A 17,782-nucleotide genomic window follows, 5' to 3' on the forward strand; every position below is an offset into this window, starting at 1 on the left:
AATGGATGAAGCGTTCTAAAAGTTAGAATATATGCGACACATCGACAGCGGGCTGACGGTTACGCTCGGAACCGCTGGCGATATTCCCCGGGCGACAGACCAACAATCCGGAGGAATATTTTGCGAAACGCGCCGGGATCGGAGTAGCCGACCTCCCAGGCGATGCGTTCGACCGGTAGCTGACCGAACTGCAATAGCTCTTGTGCCTTGGCGACCCGCAGGCGTTGAGCGTAGCCAGTGGCTTTCTGGAAGCGGCGCAGGAAAGTGCGCCCTTCCAGCCGGTAACCGCAATGGCTCGGTGGTCGATGCTACCCTTCTCGATCACGTGAAGCCTGGCATGCGCACCTTCGAAGAGGAATCGTTCGGACCTGTGAAGCCCATCGTCCGCGTCAAAGATGAGGCTGAAGCGATCCGCATCGCCAACGAAACCGAGTACGGCCTATCATCGTCGATCTACAGCCGTGACGCTCAGCGCGCGATGGCTGTCGCCGCTCAGAATCCAGACGGGCATTTGCCACATCAACGGCCCAACCGTCCACGACGAAGCCCAGATGCCATTCGGCGGGGTAAAGAACTCGGGTTATGGTCGATTTGGCGGCAAGGCGGCGATCAACGAGTTCACCGATCTCCGCTGGATCACCATAGAAGATCCGCACCAGCACTACCCCTTCCAATTTATGCCACCGGCAAAAACAACGCGCGCATTTCTGGCCTTCTCGTGGAGAGGAGAATTGGGATGAACGACTAGACTCTATTTTGCCAATCAACGTTGGCTGCACAAGCGGAATGCTAAGCTGACGGGAACCGAATCATGTCAGCAGCGCGCTGGCCAATCATCATCGATGGCGCATTGGTGTTGCCACCTATGAGCCTCGGCATAATTGATGCGTCCGCTACGCGAAGACTGCGGATGCCGCGAACCCTCAACGTCGCCGCATCCACCACCGCCATGGCATCATTGCCCATCTTGCAGGTTCCAACGGGATGGTAGACCGTCAGTGCCTCTTCACGCAGATAGGCGAGGACTTCCTCGTCGGTCTGAACGTCTTTTCCTGGAAGCATTTCATCACCGCGAAGTTCGTCGAATTCGGGCGATGCAAAGATGCGGCGTGCGATCCTGATGCCTTCCACCAGCGTTTTGGCGTCGTCTTCATGATCGAAGAAATTGTGATCGATCGCGACATTTCTATGCGTTCCGTCGTTCACCAACGTAATTTGGCCAATGCTTTTTGGTCGCAGGACACAGGTGTGAATAGCATAGCCATGGCCGTATTCAACCAAACGACCCCGATGGCTGCGATAACCCGGTACGAAATGAAACTGGATGTCTGGTTCCGCGCCGGCATACTTTGTGCGGGCAAAGCCACCAGCTTCGACGTAGTTTGTTGTCAGCATACCCCTACGTCCGACAAAATATCGATAGGGGGCGGACAGGATGGCGGGAAGGTTGGATAGCGAAATACCAAGTGTTTTTGTACTGCGCGAACGAACTGTGATCATGCCGTCGACATGATCCTGCAAGTTTTTGCCGACGCCTGGCAGGTCGACAACGGGTTGAATGCCAAGCGCCAGCAATTCGTTCGCCGGGCCGATGCCGGATGCCAGCAGGATGCGGGGCGAACTCACTGCGCCCGCGCAGAGGATTACCTCGCGCGCTGCCATCAGTTGCCTGGCGCCACCTTCGTGCCAGACTTGGACGCCCTCGACTCGCCCGTTTTCGACGATAATTTTCGAAACCTCACATTTGGTGAGAATGGTCAGGTTTTTTCGCGCCAGCACTGGCCGGACGAAAGCGCTGTAACTGCTAAACCGCTGACCTCGATCTTGCGTGACATTGTAGATGCCGACTCCATATTGACTTTCCGCGTTGAAATCGGTGTTCCAAGGCAGGCCCGCTTCCTGGCCAGCGCGAACGAACATATGCGACACAATATTGGGATCGCGCGGATTGTCTACCAAGAGCTCTCCATCCGTCCCGTGGTAGTTTGGGTCTTGCGCGAGGAGATTGCGCTCCAGCTTAATGAACACCGGCAAGACATCTCGATAAGACCATCCGTCGCAGCCAAGCCCAGCCCATTCGTCATAATCGGCGGCGGCGCCTCGGATGTAGAGCATCGAGTTTATCCCGGATGAGCCACCAAGCATCTTTCCACGGTTCACGGGAAGGACGCGGTTGTTGAGTTTTGGTTGCGGTACGCCCTTGTAGCAATAGTCGAATTTGGCGCTACCGTATAAGGAGAGAATACCGGCCGGAATACTAACCCTCGGGCTTCGATCGCTTCCCCCGCCCTCAACGAGGCAAACCTTCACCGAGGGATCTTCACTTAGGCGATTGGCAACCACGCAACCTGCTGAACCAGCCCCGATGACGATATAGTCGAAAAATGTAGCCGACACGAGCGGTCCCTTCAGGTCAGTTTATGGTTGGTCATCTCTGACGCCACACTTGCCGCAAGTGTAATGTCATTGTTGATGAGAGCATCGACACGCAAGCGCATTGTGCATTGTCATGATTGCTTTGCCGGCTACGCCTTGCAGGAATATCTACCGTGGTCTCAAAGGTCGTCCGCGAGGCGAGCCCAGTCGCAACGCCGCGATCCCGCGATGGGTCCGCGGCGTCTGCACCCAGGTCTTATTGGAGGAGCTGCGTCCAGACCTTGGTGATCAGTTCCTGCGCGGCGGGCGAGCAAGCCTTCGAGAGCTTTACAGGAACGGTCGGGAACAATTCCGGTGCGTTTTCCTTGCTGTAGAGCGCAGTCTTCTCGTCAATCTTCAGCGGCGACGAGTGGGCATAGTAGTTGTACTCGACTGTGGCATTGTCGGTCCTCGTCATGAAGTCGATGAATTTCTTGGCACCTTCGATGTTTCCTGCACCTTTCGGGACGACGTAGGAGTCAACCCAGCCAACAAGCCCTTCCTTCGGCATGGCATATTCGACATTGGCTTTGTCATTGCGACGAAGGCGAAGCGAATTGCCGTCCCACCAGAAATGCGCGCCAACTTCCCCACCGCCGATGCGGTTTTCGATATTGTCGCTGGAGTAGGCGGCGACAAACTGCTTCTGGTTGCTCAAGAGGTCGAATACCCTCTTCATCTGGGCCGGATCTTCGCTACAATACTCGATGCCGAGGTAGTTTTCCGCCGCGCCGATCACTTCATCAGGCTGCGCAAGGCTGGCGATTTTGCCCTGCAGCTCGGCTGGCGGCTCAAAATAGATCTTCCAGCTATCTACCGGGCCTTTGTAGACGTCGCGATTGACGGTAAAACCTGCATTTCCATAGGCTAGCGGGATGGAGTAGGCACCCGTCGGATCCCACCACTGCTTTTGCCAGTTGGGCAGCACCTGCTGATAGGCCGCCATGCTTGTGGCTTGAATATCCTCAAGCAGGCCGGAATCGACCATGATTTTCACGAAGTGCTGCGAAGGTGTGACAACGTCATACCCGGAGGAGCCGGCCTGCAGCTTGGTGAGAACATCCTCGTTTGACGAAAACGCATCGACGGTCACATCAATCCCGGTTTCCGCCTCGAATTTCTCGACGAGTTCGGGCGCGATGGAATCGGCCCAAGCGTAGATCGCGAGTTTTCCTTCCGCATGGGCAGCGACGGTAAGGGAGAAAAATGCAACGCCAGTCATGAGATAGCGAATTGGGGACGTCTTGATCAGCATATCGTTCTCCTTGTGTTTTTATACTGTAAGAAAGCGCGAGATTTTACGCGCCAGCATGGGTTCAATCCTCTGGAATTCATGGCATTTCCAGGCTGGAGGATAGCTCGGGCGTGGGGGAGTTAAATGTGTATTGTTCGACGCCAAGCTTCGGAAAATCCTTGCCTGCGCCATCGCATCCAATGGGCTCGTCTAAGTCAGATCTAGACCCGCCCGCACTAGCCTTTGCGTTGGAGTAGAAATGCGAGCGTGGCAAGAACCACCGAGGCGATCATGATTAGCGTTGATATTGCGTTCAGCTGAGGTGAGACACCCTGTTTGATCAGCGAGAAGATGTAGACGGGCAATGTCGTGCCGCCGCCGGAATTCAACATGTTGCTGGTAATAAAATCGTCCATGGAAATGACGAAGGCCAACATGCTGCCGGCGAACACGCCGGGTAAGATCAACGGAAGCGTGACACGGCGGAACGCGCCCCAGGCGGTGGCGTAGAGGTCTCGTGCGGCTTCCTCCAGGTCGAGATCCATTCCCTGCAATCGCGCACGAATTGGCAGGAAGGCAAAGGGGATGCAGAAGGTCGAATGGGCGATCATCAATTTGATCATCCCATTAACGAGTCCGATCTCCGAAAACAGGATCAGCACGGCAACGGCGACTACAATTTCCGGGAGGAGAAGAGGAAGATTGACGATCGCTTCCGATGTTCGGCGATAGCGCACATTCTTGCCCCGAACCAAAACCATGGCCGCCAGTAGGGCAATTGCGGTGGAGACCACAGTCGCAACTGCGGCGACAAGCAGGGAGATTTTCACCGCGCTGACGAGATTGGGATTGGAGAGGGCTTCCTGGTACCAGTGAAGGGAAAACCCGCCCCAATTGGAAACGATGCGGTTCACGTTGAATGAATAGAATACGACGACCGCGATCGGCAAATAAAGATACGCGAAAAAGGCAATGCTGAAGAGGCCGAGCCCCGGGTAACGTCTGACGTCGGTTTTGCTTGTCATCGAGAGTGTTCCAATGCTTCGATCCGCGCAGAGCGCACACCCTGCAGAATGAGAAAGATCATCACGGCGGCCATCAGCACGATCGCGATGGCTGCGCCCAGCGGCCAGTTGCGGGCGCCGCCGAATTGCATCTGGATAAGATTGCCCATCATCATCGACTTTCCGCCCCCAAGCAGCGTAGGTTCGAGTACCGCGCCCAAAGTCGGGACGAAGACCAGGATTGCACCCGCGAGCATCCCCGGTGCGGAAAGCGGAAGGATGATCCGCCGTAGCGTGATCCAGCGGCTACCGTAGAGGTCGTGCGACGCCTCCAGCAGGGTGTGGTCGAGCTTCTCGATCGAGGCAAAGACAGGAAGGATCATCAGCGGGATATAGCTATAGACGAGACCTGTCAGCATAGCCGTGTCTCCGAACAGCAGGCTATCCATGTGGTCAACCAGATGTAGCGACCGCAGCACTTTCTCGAGGACGCCGTCATTTCCAAGAATGATAATCCAGGCGTAGACTCGAACGATCATCGAGACCCAGAAGGGTAGCGTCACCAAATAGACGAGCGCGACTTTGACCGACGATCTCTGCAGGGCGATGAAATAGGCAACGGGGAAACTCAGCAGGAGACAGATGATCGTTGTTACCGATGACAGCAGCAAGGTTCTGCCAACGACGATCAAGTATTGGGGATTGAACTCCATCTCGCCAGTCCAGCCCACGTTGAAGAGAAGCTGCTTGTAGGATGCAACACTGAAGATATAATCGAAGCCGCCGTAAGGGCCACGGGTCGAAAACGACACGATCACGACGATGCCAATCGGTATGATCAGCGTCAGCAGCATGACGGCATAGGCTGGCATTAGGCCTAATAGGTTCCAGCCGGGTCTTGTGAAGCGCCTGATCATGAGCCGAGGATCCGCGCAGATTCGGCGGAGAAGCCAAGTTTCACCAGCTCGCCGATTTTGAGCATATGGCTGCGGCTCGTGTTGTTTCGCTTGGAAATGCGTAACTCCACGCCACCCGTTTTCACCACGTAGTGGGTATAGCCACCCAGATAGTTCGCACCGATCACCGTGCCTTCAAACACAAGGGGATTGCCCTGTTCCGGCAGGCTGATCTTCTCAGGCCGGATCGACAAAGTTGCCTTTCCGCCGGTGACAGCATTTTTGTGCAGAGCTCTTAGTGTAATGCCAAGCGGAACCGATACGGTAGCAAAGTCGCCATCGATTGCAACCACGTCCGCAGGCAGGAAGTTCGTCTCCCCGATGAAATCAGCGACAAAGCGGTTGGTCGGCTCTTCATAGATATCGGCTGGCGTTCCGAGCTGTTGAATCTCGCCGTTGCCGAGAACGCAAATGCGATCCGACATATCAAGCGCCTCCTCTTGATCGTGGGTGACGAAGACGAAGGTAATGCCGGTTTCGCGCTGGAGGCTGCGCAACTCGTTGCGCATTGCCTGACGCAACTTGAGATCAAGTGCAGATAGCGGCTCGTCCAAAAGCAGCACTTGCGGTTCGGGAGCAAGGGCGCGGGCGAGGGCGATTCGCTGGCGTTGACCGCCGGACAACTGTTGCGGCTTTCGATTTGCAAATTTTTCCATGTGAACGAGGCGAAGCATGTCGCCAACGCGGGCATCGCGGCGGTCTTTCGACCAACCGAGATTCTCGAGCCCGAAACCAACATTCTGCTCAAGGGTCATGTGCGGAAACAGCGCGTAGCTTTGAAACACCGTATTGACCCGTCGCTTGTGAGGCGGCAAGCCTTGGATGTTGGCGCCATGCAGAGAGATTTGCCCAGTGGTTGGCTGCTCAAACCCGGCGATCATGCGCAGCAGGGTGGTCTTGCCACATCCGCTCGGACCAAGCAGCGTGAAGAACTCGTTGCGGTAAATATCGAAGGAAACCGGCTTCAATGCCTGATAGGCGCCGTAGGCCTTCGATACAGTATTAATTTCGACGGCCTTTAGATGAGGTAGATGACCGCTGGTGTCATTCATGGCGGAGGGCTCCCTTGGCAATTTCATTTTGGTATTGAGTGGCAAGAGTTCCTTGAACGCACTCATTCCCGGCTGTTCCGTCGTGGTGTTGGTCACCATTCCCATTGTCTCTGCAGGCCGCTCGGAGGTTGCCAGCGATCCGCAAGCTGTACTCCTAGTCTAGGCGTACGACCGGGACGGGGAAATTCGGAAATTGCGACGCCTTGCTTCAGAGTTTACGTGGTATCGCCTGAACATCGATTGCTCGACGTTCCCCGACACTGCCTATGTTTCAGCATGTGCCGGCTCACTCGATGAGGGGCGACGAAGAGTGTGGGGCGCACGACAATCGGATACTCGGGCCTCGAGGTCGAGCCTGCCGCCTGAAAGCTGATGGCACCCATCCGTCTCGATGAGCAAGGGAGCTAGTTGTGCATTTTCCTGGCATCTGTAGGGGGAGCCGCACCGCGGCGGAAGCTTTTCAACGTGACTACGAGCTGACGCTGAGGTGATATGTGTCGGCGTCCGTTCGGCATCACGGCAGTTGGTAAACCGAGCGCCGGAGCGTGAACCGGCGTCCATGCAGGGTTACAACCAATCGCTTTTGTCCCGACCTCAATGATTGCCGGACATTGCGCCTGCGTTCACATCGTAGGCGATTTCGCCCGGTATGAGGGGCAGGCTAATTACTGCCACAGGAAATATTAATTTCCGTGCCCCGGTCCCTCCAATAAACCACAACAACAGGTTTTGTCGCATCCGTAGAAGCTTTTCGGATAGCCAGAAAAGGACGCAGAAATGACGGTTGAAAAAGTAGACACACTCGTTGTTGGTGCTGGCCAAGCCGGGGTGGCTCTCAGCGAACATCTGAGCAAGAGCGGTGTGCCTCATCTTGTCGTTGAGCGGCATCGCATTGCCGAACGCTGGCGTTCCGAAAGGTGGGATTCTCTGGTGGCCAATGGTCCGGCTTGGCATGATCGATTTCCGGGTATGGAGTTCTCTGATGCCGATCCGGATGCTTTTGTCCCCAAAGAAAAAGTGGCGGACTATTTTGTCGCCTATGCAGAAAAGTTCGCGGCTCCAATCCGCTGCGGAGTGGAGGTGAAGGAGGTTCGCAAGATACCCGGCCGCCCCGGTTTCCGTGTCGAAACCTCGGATGGCGTGATCGAGGCCAACAATGTCGTCGCCGCCACTGGACCTTTCCAGCGACCCATCATTCCCCGGGTTGTTCCCGATGATGCAGAGGTTCTGCAGATCCATTCCAACACCTACCGCAATTCCGACCAACTCCCGGATGGCGCAGTGCTCGTGGTTGGCGCAGGATCGTCGGGGGTGCAGATCGCGGACGAGCTGCTGCGTTCGGGGAAGCGCGTCTACCTCTCGGTCGGGCCGCACGATCGTCCTCCGCGTGCCTATCGCGGACGTGATTTCTGCTGGTGGTTGGGGGTTCTCGGCAAATGGGATGCCGAAACCCCTGGGCCGGGCACGGAGCATGTCACGATCGCGGTTAGCGGCGCCCGTGGTGGCGAAACGGTCGACTTTCGGCGTCTCGCGGCGCAGGGGATGACGCTTGTTGGCCTGACGCAGGCCTACGAGAACGGTACGATAACCTTTGCGCAGGATCTCGCCGACAATATTGCCCGTGGCGATGCGAACTACCTGTCGCTTTTGGATGAGGCGGACGCTTATGTAGCACGCAATGGCCTCGATCTTCCGGAAGAAAATGCCGCCCGTGAGATCGGGCCGGATCCGGAGTGCGTAAGCAATCCAACTCTCAAACTGAATCTGGCGGAGGCTGGAATCACGTCGATCATCTGGGCGACAGGCTATGCCGTCGACTACAGCTGGTTGAAGGTGGATGCTTTCGACGAAAAGGGCAGGCCGAAGCATCAGCGCGGTGTTTCGGTTGAGCCCGGTATCTATTTCCTGGGACTGCCATGGCAGTCCAGAAGGGGGTCTAGCTTCATCTGGGGCGTCTGGCACGACGCCAAGCATTTGGCTGACCGAATTTCCACGCAACGCAAGTATCTTGCGTACCATGCTTCCGCGAAACGCGAGCCTGCAACCGCATAGATAGAAATATCAGCCAACCACCCCCAAGGCCGACCAAAACAGAGAACAGGACACAGTTGATGGAACATCGCAGACACCGCACTTTCAATACCAAGATCACCTATCCCGAGCAGAATCTGGACAATGATCTTTGCCAGGCTGTCGTGGCGCGGGGCACGACGATCTTCCTGCGCGGCCAATGCCCGCAGGAACTCGATACCGCGAAGAACATCGACAGCCACGATCCGGTCGAGCAGACCCATAAAGTGATGCAGAACATTCGCCAGTTGATCGAAGAATGCGGCGGCAAGATGGAGCATCTGGTGAAGGTCGTGGTCTACATAACCGATGTTCGTCATCGCGAGGCCGTGTATCGCACCATGGGCGAATACATCAAGGGCGTCTATCCCGTATCGACCGGCCTCGTCGTTCAGGCGCTCGCCCGACCGGAGTGGCTTGTCGAAATCGACGGTACTGCCGTCATTCCAGACTAAGAGGCGATTGCCATGACCTTTTCAATTGTTGCCCGCTGCAATCAGACCGGCATGTTCGGAGTAGCCGTTTCCTCTTCGTCGCCGGCCGTTGCGGCGCGGTGCGCCTATGCGCAGGCCGGCGCTGGGGCCGTGGCTAGTCAAAACATCACCGATCCGATGTTGGGCACGCAAGGTCTCCTGTGTCTTCAAAGAGGCGATTCCGCATCTGAGGCCATGGCTTTCCTCAAATCTAGCAACGCCCACCTCGATTATCGCCAGGTTTTGATCGTCGATCGTGAGGGGGCGACGGCCGTTCACTCCGGTCCGAACGCGCTAGGCATTTGGGGACATGCGACGGGTGAGAACGTCGCATGCGGCGGGAACTTGCTGGCAAACTCCGATATACCCTCCGCGATGGTCAATGCATTTTTGGCCTCGAAGGGGCATCTGGGCGACCGGCTTATTGCAACGATGCGGGCAGCGATTGCGGCAGGGGGTGAAGCGGGTCCGGTTCATTCGGCCGGTATGAAGCTTGTACGCGACGTGGCATGGCCCGTGGCTGATTTGCGTTGCGACTGGACGGAGAATTGTCCTGTCGAAGAACTGGCGCAGCTTTGGGAAATATACAAACCGCAGTTGGATGCCTATGTCCAACGCGCCACCAACCCTTCGGCCGCACCGAGCTACGGCGTACCGGGAGACGAATAATAGACCTCTTATTGAAGGAGTGGTTCACTGTGCTGAGTCATCAAGACTGGATTAAACGAGCAGCGGCGATACGGTTTCGGGACAAGGCGTTCATAGACGGCAAGTTCGTGTCGGCCCGCTCGGGCAGAGTCTTCAACAGCGTTAACCCGGCGACGGGCTACACGTTGGCGGAAGTCGCTTCGTGTGGCCAGGACGATATTGACATCGCCGTGGCGGCCGCTCGTCGAGTGTTCGAGGCGGGGGTCTGGTCCCGGAAAAGTCCGGCTCAACGCAAGGAAGTGCTGCTGCGGCTTGCCGGCTTGTTGCGGGAAAATCAGGAGGAGCTCGCGCTTCTCGAATCGCTCGATATGGGAAAGCTGGTCAGCGACGCCGTGACCATCGATGTCCCAGGCTCGGCCGCAATATTCCAATGGTATGCCGAAGCAATCGACAAGATCTACGACGAAATCGCCCCGGCCGAGGAAGGCAATCTCGCTCTGATCCGGCGTGAACCGCTGGGGGTTATCGGCGCTGTCGTTCCCTGGAACTTCCCCCTCGACATGGCAACTTGGAAATGCGCCCCGGCTTTGGCTGCGGGAAACTCGGTCGTGCTGAAGCCGGCTGAACAATCGCCGCTCTCGGCTTTGCGACTGGCGGAACTCGCGCTGGAAGCGGGCGTGCCCGCGGGGGTTCTGAACGTCGTACCGGGTCTCGGTGAGACGGCTGGCCAGGCGCTCGGACGTCATCCGGATGTCGACAGTCTCGTGTTCACGGGATCCACCGCGATTGGTAAATTGTTCCTGCAGTATGCCGGCCAATCCAACATGAAGCAGGTTTGGCTGGAAACCGGCGGAAAGAGCCCGAACCTAGTCTTCGACGATTGCGCTGACCTCGATGCAGCAGCCGACATGGCAGCGTTCGGAATATTCTACAATCAAGGCGAACTCTGCTCAGCGAATTCGCGCCTTCTCGTACACCGCCGGATCAAGGACAAGCTGGTCGAAAAGTTAGTTGCGCGGGCCGCGGCAATGCAGCCTGGCGATCCGCTCGACCCCGCGTCGAAAATGGGCGCGCTGGTCGACGCACACCACGCTACGAATGTCATGCGCTTCGTCGAAGCGGCAAAGAAAACCGCAAGGCTTGTGGCGGGTGGCGAACAGGTAACGGTCAACGGGCTCGGCAGTTTTGTGACTCCGACCATCTTCGACAACGTTCGGCATGACGATATGATCGCTCGCGAAGAAGTCTTCGGCCCGGTTCTCGCGGTGATCCCCTTTGATGATGAGGACGAGGCTGTTCGTATGGCCAATGACAGTCCATACGGTCTGGCGGCGTCGTTGTGGACCAACGATTTGTCTCGTGCTCACCGTGTCTCCGCTCGGCTGAAGGCCGGGACCGTTTCCGTCAATACGGTCGACGCCCTCAGTCCGATGACGCCTTTCGGTGGCATCAAGCAGTCTGGTTTTGGCAGGGATCTATCGCTTCATTCGTTCGATAAATACACGGCATTGAAAACGGTATGGATTAAATATTAGACTGCTCGGGACTTGCGCCCTTAACCTGAAACGAAGCACAGTCCCGCCATGCCCTTACGCTTTACATTTCGCCAGCTCGAATATTTCGTCGCCGTCGGCGAGGCCGGCAGCATTGCGAAGGCGTCCGAGCAGGTGAATGTGTCGCCGCCGTCGATTTCCGCCTCCATTGCGCAGCTGGAGGCGGAATTCGGCATAGAACTCTTTGTGCGCAAACATTCGCATGGCCTGTCGCTGACCGCTGGAGGACGGGTATTTCTCAAAGAGGCTCGGCGGCTGCTCAGCGCCGCGGATGCTATGCATGATGTGGCCGGAGACATCGCCGACAAGATACGCGGACCTCTTTCGGTTGGTTGCCTCCTAACCTTCGCCCAACTGGTGCTACCGGCCCTGCGACGCAGCTTCGAAAAACAGCATGGCGAGGTGCGATTTCGACAGTTTGAGCGAAATCAGGGGCAGCTTGTGGAAATGCTCTTGCGCGGTGAAATCGACGTCGCCCTGACGTACGACCTCGACGTGTCCCAAGATATCACCTTCGAGCCCCTCATGCCGCTGCCTCCCTATGTAATGCTGCCAGAGGGGCATCCTTTAGGCGCACGTGATGTCGTGATGCCGGAAGAACTTGCAGATGAACCCATGATCCTTCTCGATCTCCCCTTGAGTCGGGAGTATTTTCTCTCGGCCTTCCGTGAGAAAGGCCTCCGCCCGAATGTCGCGGAGAGAACCAGCGATATTGCGATGATGCGGTCAATGGTTGCTAACGGCTTCGGCTACGGTATTGCCAACATGCGGCCGCTCAACACACTTTCACCAGATGGAAAGCCTCTTATCTTCGTGCCGATGGGAGGCAATTTGCGCCCCTTGATCATGGGAGTTGCGCTGCCCCAAGCCGAACACAGGACACAGGCGGTCGACGCTTTCATCAAACATTGCCGGGACTTCCTCAGCGAACAGGGCGTCATACGAAAATAGGGCGGTCAATCCACGGTGCGCCATCACAAAGATGTCAGACCCGACTCATTGCTGAGTCGGTCAAGCAGTGCGTCAAGCATTCGATCGCAACGCCGCAACTGGTCTATCGAAACGAACTCGTCAGGTTTGTGGCCCTGCGCCATGAAACCCGGACCGCAGATCACGACCGGGATGGCGAGCCGCTGATTGAACAGACCACCTTCAGTTCCGAAGGCAACCCTGATCGTACTGTTTGCGCCCGTCAGCGACTTGACGAACGTGACGGCATTCGACGTGCTCGGCACATCTAACCCTGGATATGCGTTGGTGACGTCGACTTCGATCGCCGCTTCCGGTGCGACCTCACGAGCGTTGTCTGCAATTTTCCCCGCTGCAACGCGCAGGCGGTCGATGATTGCATGCGGATCGTCGGCGGCAACGTTGCGGATTTCGAAGTCGAGCGTACAGAGATTCGGCACGATATTGAGAGCAACGCCGCCGTTCATTTTTCCGACGTGCACCGTCGTGTAGGGAATGTCATAGTCGTCGTCGCGGGCACCGTGAACTGCAAGCCTTTCCTGCTCAGCGCGCAGTTCGCCAACGAAATCGCAACCCATGTGAATGGCGTTGACGGCAAGAGGTGCCTGTGCCGAATGGCCTTCGCGGCCGATGCAAGTGCAACGCGCAGCCGTTTTGCCCTTGTGCCCGGTCGCAACCTCCATGCCCGTCGGCTCCCCCACAATGCAGAGATGCGGCCGTACCGGCGACAATTCCAGTATGTCAATCAGGCTGCGCACGCCTATACAACCGATCTCCTCATCATAGGAAAGTGCCAGATGCAGCGGCGCATGCAAGGTCATCTCTGCTGCCCGGAGCGCCGCCGCGAGTGCGCCTGCAATGAAACCCTTCATATCCGCTGCGCCGCGGCCGTAGAGCCGCCCCTCGCGATTTGTCATTTCGAAAGGCGGGACGGTCCATTTCTGTCCATCGACCGGTACGACGTCCGTATGTCCGGACAACATCACGCCGGGTCGATCCGCTGGGCCGATGGTTGCGAAGAGGTTTGCCTTCCGTTTGTCCCGGTCGTGGACAAGCTCGCAGGCGATCCCCCGTTGCGACAAAAGCTCCTGGACGAAATCGATCAGTGTGAGATTCGACTCATGGCTGACGGTAGGAAATGCGATCAGCCGTTCAAGGATTTCGATACTGTCCACGTTCGTGCACCTCGTTTTCGTTGCCCCTATGCCTAGCATGCGGCCCGCCTGAGGCTCAGTCGAATTTCTTTCATCCGTAATTCAGCGAAACCTAAGCCGATGACCTCTTCGGCCGTTGTTAGGCCTGGCCTAAGTCCTGAGAAAGAAAACTATTGTTTCCTGCATGACCCGCAGTCTCCACAGTAGTCTGCAACAACGGGCCTCTGCCCGCATGTCGCATCACTGTTGCGCCGATAGACCGCGACCAAAAAGGGGAGTTAAATTGCGCGACCCACGCTACGATATTTTGTTCGAGCCGATGAAGATCGGTCCGGTAACCGCCAAGAACCGCTTCTATCAGGTGCCGCATTGCAACGGCGGCGGTTATCGCGATCCCTCCGCAGCGGCGCAGATGCGCAAGACCAAGTCCGAGGGCGGCTGGGGTGTCATCTTTACCGAACAGACGGAGATGCACCATACATCCGAAATAACGCCGTTCATCGAATTGCGGTTGTGGGATGATGCGGACGTTCCAATGCTGGCAAAGATGGCTGATGCCATGAAGGAGCACGGCGCGCTGGCCGGAATCCAGCTCGCTTACTCTGGCGTCAATGGCCCCAACCTTTACAGCAAGGAAGTTCCGCGGGGTCCGTCTGCGCTGCCGATCCGTACTTTCACCAATGATCCCGTGCAGGCGCGTGCGATGGACAAGCAGGACATCCGCGACCTGCGTCGTTGGCACCGCAATGCCTACAAGCGCGCCAAGCAAGCCGGCTTCGATCTGGTCTGTCTCTACGGCGCTCATGGCTTCGGCATAATCCAGCACTTTCTGTCCACAGCGACCAACCAGCGTACCGATGAATATGGCGGTTCGCTCGAAAACCGCACACGCCTTATGCGCGAACTCATCGAGGAGGGCCGCGACGCCATCGGCGAGACCTGCGGTCTGACGCTGCGCATTTCGCTCGACGAAGTGGTTGGTGAACTCGGCTTCGCCAATTCCGAAGTTCGCGACATGATCGAGATGCATGGTGACCTGCCGGACCTCTGGGATCTTGCCCACGGTGCCTGGGAAGACTGTTCCGGGCCGTCGCGTTTCAAGGAAGAAGCCGCGCAGGAAGATCTTGTTTCCGGCATCCGCAAGCTGACCTCGAAGCCCGTGGTCGGCGTCGGACGCTTCACTTCACCGGACGTCATGGTGCGGATGGTCAAGTCCGGCACTCTGGACTTCATCGGCTGCGCTCGTCCATCGATCGCCGATCCGTTTCTGCCGAAGAAAGTCGAGGAAGGCCGCATCGAGGATATTCGCGAGTGCATCGGCTGCAACATCTGCATCACCGGCGACATGACCATGTCGATTTCGCGATGCACGCAGAATCCCACTTTCATGGAAGAGTGGCGCAAGGGTTGGCACCCTGAACGGATGCAGCAGAAGGGCGCGTCGGAAAGCGTCTTGATCCTCGGCGCTGGCCCCGCAGGACTGGAGGCTGCCCGAGCGCTCGGCCTGCGCGGCTACAAAGTGGCGCTTGCAGAGGCCGGGACTGAGCTCGGTGGGCGCGTCGCCCGTGAGTGCAGGTTGCCGGGGCTCTCGGCTTGGGGTCGCGTACGCGATTACCGCCAATACCAGCTCAGTCAGATGCCGAATGTCGATATCTATTTCGACAGCCGTCTTTCCGCCGACGATATCATGGATTTCGGCTTCGAGAACATCGCGATCGCCACTGGTTCGACGTGGCGGAACGACGGTGTGGCGCGTGCGCACGTCGTTAGGATGCCGATCAATTCTTCCATGCCCATTTACACACCCGACGATCTCATGGCCGGTACGATGCCGTCCGGTCGCGTCGTACTTTTCGACGATGATCACTACTACATGGGGGGTGTGCTCGCGGAGCTAATGGCTCGACAAGGTGCGCAGGTAACTTTGATCACCCCTTCGGCCTATGTATCCGATTGGACCCGCAATACACTTGAGCAGGGCGCGATCCACAAGCGACTGGCCGGTCTTGGCGTTGATATCGTTCTCAATCGCACCGTTACATCGGTCGAGGCAGGTGGTGTGGCGACGGCTTGTATCTACACCGGCGTCGAGCGTGATTTCCCCGCCGATGCAGTCATTCTCGTTACCTCACGGCTTCAGGATGACACCGTCTGGCGTGAGCTCCAGGCACGTCAGCTGGATTGGGCGGCACAAGGTATTCGATCGATCAAAGTTATCGGCGATGCCGAGGCGCCTGGGCCGATCGCCTGGGCGACTTATGCCGGGCACCGCTACGCACGCGAGCTGGATGAGGCCGATATCGGCGATGCACTGCCGTTCCGCCGTGAAGTCGCCGCGCTGGCGGCAGATTGATTGCAAGGGATGAATGTCATGAAGCCTTATGTTCTCCTGTCTGACCAATCGTCGCTAGACAGTTGGGGCACGCCTGAAGATATCGGTGCCACAACCCTTGAAGGCGACGTCCGTGTATCCGGACGCTTCGATATCGGCACAGCGGAAACGGCGATTTTTGGTGGGCTTTTTTCCGCTACACGTGGAAAATACCGTGTCGTCTATCCGTTCCACGAGCACGCAACGGTTCTCTCCGGTCATATCGAACTGACCGACGAAGTCAGCGGCACAACCGTCGTCTATGGACCGGGGGACAGCTGGATCATTGCCAAGGGGACTGCAATCATCTGGACGATTCGCTCGGAGACGGTGAGCAAAAGCTACATCGCCACGACGACGGATCTGCCCATCGATCCGTCGATAGCCGCAAAACACGCTTAGCCTAAGGACGCTGTGCCGTCTTGTGCTTGACCTGCGTCGGACAGGTAGGACGCCCAGTAGATACGATTCAGTGAGATGTATCATTATGACCGAACTGCAAAGAACAGAGCATGATTTTCTTGGAGATATGGTCCTTCCGGCCGAGACGCTCTATGGAATTCAGACGGCTCGCGCCCTCGCTAATTTTCCGATTACCGACGTGCCCTTGAGCCACTTTCCTGAGCTCGTCGTTGCGCTGGCAATGGTCAAGAAGGCGTGTGCGCTGGCCAATCGCGATTGTGGGGTGCTTCAAGATCGCTTCGTGGATCCCATTCTTGGGGCGTGCGATGAGATCATTGGCGGCCTCCATCACGGCTGGTTTGCCGTTGACATGATCCAAGGTGGGGCAGGGACGTCCACCAACATGAACGCCAACGAGGTTATCGCCAATGCGGCGCTCCAAAACCTCGGCCATCCGGCGGGTGACTACCAGCGGCTGCATCCGAACGATCATGTCAATCGCTCGCAGTCGACAAACGACGTTTATCCGACAGCGATGCGTCTCGCGGTGCTAAGCCAGACAACTGCGTTGATAAAGGCTCAGGCAGAACTGAGCGCTGCTTTTTCCGCGAAGGCAGAACAGTTTGCTGAGATCGGCAAGGTGGGTCGCACACAGTTGCAGGATGCCGTTCCAATGACCCTCGGCATGGAATTTGCCGCCTTCGCTGCCACAGTTGACGAGGACATCGAACGCATCGTGCAGCTGGGTGATCTGCTGACCGAGGTCAATTTGGGCGGAACCGCGATTGGCACGGGGATCAATGCACCCCCCGGCTATGCAGAGGTAGCCGTCCGGCATCTTGCGAACATCAGTGGTCGCAAACTCATCCCGGCAAAGAATCTGATCGAGGCCACCTCGGACGTCGGCGCTTTTGTCACTTTTTCGGGTGTCTTGAAACGCATCGCTGTGAAACTGTCGAAAATCTGCAACGACTTGCGGCTCCTCAGCAGCGGCCCGCGCGCAGGCTTCGGAGAAATCAGACTGCCGGCTGTCCAGCCTGGTTCCTCGATCATGCCAGGAAAGGTCAATCCGGTGATCCCGGAGGTGGTCAATCAGGTAGCCTATCAGGTTATCGGCAATGATCTCACCGTGACCTTCGCCGCCGAAGCGGGTCAGTTGCAGCTGAATGCCATGGAACCGGTGATGTTGTTCAACGTCTTACAGTCGATTCGGATCCTAACGCGGGCGATAACGGTCCTGCGCGAGCGCTGCGTCGAAGGCATAGAAGCGGATAGGGCCCGGTGCGAGGAACTGGTGGATAAAAGCCTTATTCTCTCAACGGCGCTCGCGCCTCATATCGGATATGAGGATGCGGCCCGCGTTGCCAGGCTGGCCGTCACTGATGGCCAAACGATCAGAGAGGTTCTGCTTCGCCTCGGGATCATGTCTGCCGATGATTTCGATGAGGTGAAACGCCGTTCCTGGGCTTTCCCTGCGTAGA

At 57.3% G+C, this 17,782-nt stretch carries 14 protein-coding genes and 2 pseudogenes; 9 read left to right on the top strand and 7 right to left on the bottom strand.

Annotated elements, in window-relative coordinates; genetic code table 11:
• Positions 1-59 precede the first annotated feature (59 nt).
• Positions 60-293 (bottom strand): annotated as a pseudogene (locus ACIQUH_RS11320) (helix-turn-helix domain-containing protein); the annotation flags it as partial.
• On the opposite strand from ACIQUH_RS11320, the pseudogene ACIQUH_RS11325 reads away from it, so the two are divergent.
• Positions 281-671 (top strand): annotated as a pseudogene (locus tag ACIQUH_RS11325) (aldehyde dehydrogenase family protein); the annotation flags it as partial. The pseudogenes ACIQUH_RS11320 and ACIQUH_RS11325 sit on opposite strands and share 13 nt — an antisense overlap.
• Before the next feature lie 118 nt (positions 672-789).
• Here ACIQUH_RS11325 and ACIQUH_RS11330 read toward each other — a convergent pair.
• From ACIQUH_RS11330 to ACIQUH_RS11350, 5 genes are all read right to left on the bottom strand, one after another.
• Positions 790-2,397, bottom strand: coding sequence for a GMC family oxidoreductase (locus ACIQUH_RS11330; protein WP_400814897.1), 1,608 nt, complete (start codon positions 2,395-2,397; stop codon positions 790-792).
• Positions 2,398-2,632: 235 nt separating this feature from the next.
• On the bottom strand, positions 2,633-3,670 hold the full coding sequence (locus ACIQUH_RS11335) for an extracellular solute-binding protein (RefSeq protein WP_400814899.1): 1,038 nt from the start codon (positions 3,668-3,670) through the stop codon (positions 2,633-2,635).
• Positions 3,671-3,885: 215 nt separating this feature from the next.
• On the bottom strand, positions 3,886-4,674 hold the full coding sequence (locus ACIQUH_RS11340; protein ID WP_400814901.1) for an ABC transporter permease: 789 nt from the start codon (positions 4,672-4,674) through the stop codon (positions 3,886-3,888).
• On the bottom strand, positions 4,671-5,570 hold the full coding sequence (locus ACIQUH_RS11345; protein ID WP_400814903.1) for an ABC transporter permease: 900 nt from the start codon (positions 5,568-5,570) through the stop codon (positions 4,671-4,673). The genes ACIQUH_RS11340 and ACIQUH_RS11345 overlap by 4 nt, the downstream gene beginning before the upstream one ends.
• Positions 5,567-6,760, bottom strand: a complete 1,194-nt coding sequence (locus tag ACIQUH_RS11350; RefSeq protein ID WP_400814905.1) for an ABC transporter ATP-binding protein — start codon at positions 6,758-6,760, stop codon at positions 5,567-5,569. Before ACIQUH_RS11350 ends, ACIQUH_RS11345 begins: the two co-directional genes overlap by 4 nt.
• A gap of 678 nt (positions 6,761-7,438) precedes the next feature.
• Here ACIQUH_RS11350 and ACIQUH_RS11355 point away from each other — a divergent pair.
• The 5 genes from ACIQUH_RS11355 to ACIQUH_RS11375 are packed head-to-tail and all read left to right on the top strand — an operon-like array spanning position 7,439 to position 12,356.
• Entirely contained in the window at positions 7,439-8,713 is a 1,275-nt protein-coding gene (locus tag ACIQUH_RS11355; protein WP_400814907.1) for a flavin-containing monooxygenase, read from the top strand.
• A gap of 59 nt (positions 8,714-8,772) precedes the next feature.
• On the top strand, positions 8,773-9,186 hold the full coding sequence (locus tag ACIQUH_RS11360; RefSeq protein ID WP_400814909.1) for a RidA family protein: 414 nt from the start codon (positions 8,773-8,775) through the stop codon (positions 9,184-9,186).
• A 12-nt stretch (positions 9,187-9,198) separates the two neighbouring features.
• Positions 9,199-9,873, top strand: a complete 675-nt coding sequence (locus tag ACIQUH_RS11365; protein WP_400814911.1) for a DUF1028 domain-containing protein — start codon at positions 9,199-9,201, stop codon at positions 9,871-9,873.
• A gap of 32 nt (positions 9,874-9,905) precedes the next feature.
• Positions 9,906-11,387, top strand: coding sequence for an aldehyde dehydrogenase (locus ACIQUH_RS11370; RefSeq protein WP_400815196.1), 1,482 nt, complete (start codon positions 9,906-9,908; stop codon positions 11,385-11,387).
• A gap of 48 nt (positions 11,388-11,435) precedes the next feature.
• Positions 11,436-12,356, top strand: coding sequence for a LysR family transcriptional regulator (locus ACIQUH_RS11375; RefSeq protein WP_400814913.1), 921 nt, complete (start codon positions 11,436-11,438; stop codon positions 12,354-12,356).
• A 23-nt stretch (positions 12,357-12,379) separates the two neighbouring features.
• Here the strand turns inward: ACIQUH_RS11375 and argE are convergent, their stop codons facing one another.
• A complete protein-coding gene (gene argE / locus ACIQUH_RS11380; RefSeq protein ID WP_400814915.1) occupies positions 12,380-13,549 on the bottom strand; it encodes an acetylornithine deacetylase in 1,170 nt (389 codons plus the stop codon).
• A gap of 262 nt (positions 13,550-13,811) precedes the next feature.
• Here argE and ACIQUH_RS11385 point away from each other — a divergent pair, with 262 nt between their 5' ends.
• From ACIQUH_RS11385 to ACIQUH_RS11395, 3 genes are all read left to right on the top strand, one after another.
• Entirely contained in the window at positions 13,812-15,881 is a 2,070-nt protein-coding gene (locus ACIQUH_RS11385; RefSeq protein WP_400814917.1) for an NAD(P)-binding protein, read from the top strand.
• Between the two features lie 18 nt (positions 15,882-15,899).
• Positions 15,900-16,301: a cupin domain-containing protein gene (locus ACIQUH_RS11390; protein ID WP_400814920.1), complete on the top strand. Its 402-nt coding sequence runs from the start codon at positions 15,900-15,902 to the stop codon at positions 16,299-16,301.
• 85 nt (positions 16,302-16,386) lie between these two features.
• Positions 16,387-17,781 carry an aspartate ammonia-lyase gene (locus tag ACIQUH_RS11395; protein ID WP_400814922.1) on the top strand — a complete coding sequence of 465 codons (1,395 nt, stop codon included), beginning with the start codon at positions 16,387-16,389 and terminating at the stop codon, positions 17,779-17,781.
• Position 17,782: the final 1 nt, after the last annotated feature.

The sequence above is a fragment of the Agrobacterium sp. NPDC090283 genome (genome assembly GCF_044769685.1).
In the GTDB taxonomy this organism is placed as follows: Bacteria; Pseudomonadota; Alphaproteobacteria; order Rhizobiales; family Rhizobiaceae; genus Agrobacterium.